The sequence below is a fragment of the Novosphingobium sp. PhB55 genome (assembly GCF_004368805.1).
Taxonomy (GTDB): domain Bacteria; phylum Pseudomonadota; class Alphaproteobacteria; order Sphingomonadales; family Sphingomonadaceae; genus Novosphingobium.
This window is the reverse complement of the sequence record NZ_SODQ01000026.1, coordinates 1-1352: the sequence shown is the minus strand read 5'-3', so window position 1 is coordinate 1352 and position 1352 is coordinate 1. Positions and strand designations below refer to the sequence as shown.

1 protein-coding gene is annotated in these 1352 nt (G+C 63.9%); it reads left to right on the top strand.

Going from position 1 to position 1352, the window contains the following annotated elements; all coding sequences use genetic code 11:
* The first annotated feature begins 129 nt into the window (after positions 1 to 129).
* The gene (locus tag EDF57_RS25335; RefSeq protein ID WP_134096397.1) at positions 130 to 1311 is read left to right on the top strand and encodes an IS256 family transposase; all 1182 of its coding nucleotides are present in this window, start codon (positions 130 to 132) and stop codon (positions 1309 to 1311) included.
* The last annotated feature ends 41 nt before the right edge of the window (positions 1312 to 1352 follow it).

Below are 1352 nucleotides of genomic sequence, written 5' to 3'. Positions count from 1 at the left end.
GGTTGTGTAACCACAGGTCTGGAAATTCATTCGGGTCGGGACGGTTAAGCCGGTGCCGGGGCATGCCCCGGCACCGGCTGCCCATCTTCAGCATTCCACAGAGACACTACTCAACCGTGGAGCAGACGAATGGACAATCGGAACGATACAGCGATCGAAGCGGTTCTGGAACAGTTGATCGAACACGGCCCCGAAGGGATTGCAGCCGTGTTCGCGCGCACCTTCGAGATGGCCATGCGCATCGAGCGTGAACGCTTCCTGGGCGCACAGCGCTATGAGCGAACGCCCGACCGGCGTGGCTATGCGAACGGCTACAAGCCCAAGCGGATCGATACGCCAGCGGGCCCGGTGCACGTGGCAGTTCCCAAGACCGCCGGTCATGACGGCCAGCCTTTCTACCCGCAATCGCTGGAGCGAGGGTGCCGCTCCGTGCGCGCGGTCATGCTGGCTGTGGCGGAGATGTACGTGAAGGGTGTTTCCACCCGTCAGACCGAGGCGGTGCTGCGCGAATTTGGCATCGAAGGCATGTCCTCTTCGCAGGTCAGCCGCGCCGCAGCCCTACTTGACGAGGAGCTGCAAGCGTGGCGGACCCGTCCACTGGGCGAGATCCGTTACCTCATCCTCGACGCGCGGTACGAGAAAATGCGCCACGGCGGCGTTGTGCGCGATGCTGCGGTATTCTCTGCGATCGGGATCGGATCTGACGAGCGCCGCCGGGTGCTCGGCGTCAGCGTTGCCCTGTCGGAGGCCGAGGTCCACTGGCGCAGCTTCCTCGATGGCCTCGTCGCGCGCGGCATGCGAGGCGTCGAATTCATCGTCTCCGATGATCATGCAGGCCTGCGCGCAGCTCGCCGGGCGGTACTTGGATCGGCCACCTGGCAGCGCTGCCAGTTCCACCTCGCCGCCAATGCCATCCATCACGCTCCCAATGTCGCCATCCGCGCCCGCATCGGCGCCGAACTGCGCAGCGTCTGGAACGCCGGCTCGCTGGCAAAGGCACAGGCCGCGCTCGATGAGCTCGTCGCGGGCTATAGCAAAAACGCGCCCAAGCTCGCCTCATGGCTGGAAAATGCCATCCCCGAAGGCCTGGCTGTCTTCACCCTGCCTGAGCACCATCGCCGGCGCCTGCGCACCTCCAACCCGATCGAGCGCGCCGTCCAGCAGGAACTCAAGCGCCGTACCGTCAAGGTCAGGGTCTTCCCCAACGACGAGGCGCTTCTGCGCCTCGTCTCCGCCGTTCTCGTCGAAATCGACGAAACATGGGCCTGCGACAACAAGGCCTACATCAAATGGGAATGCCGGGATGCGTGATCCCAACCCGATTCAATTTCCATACGTGAGGTTGCTCAATC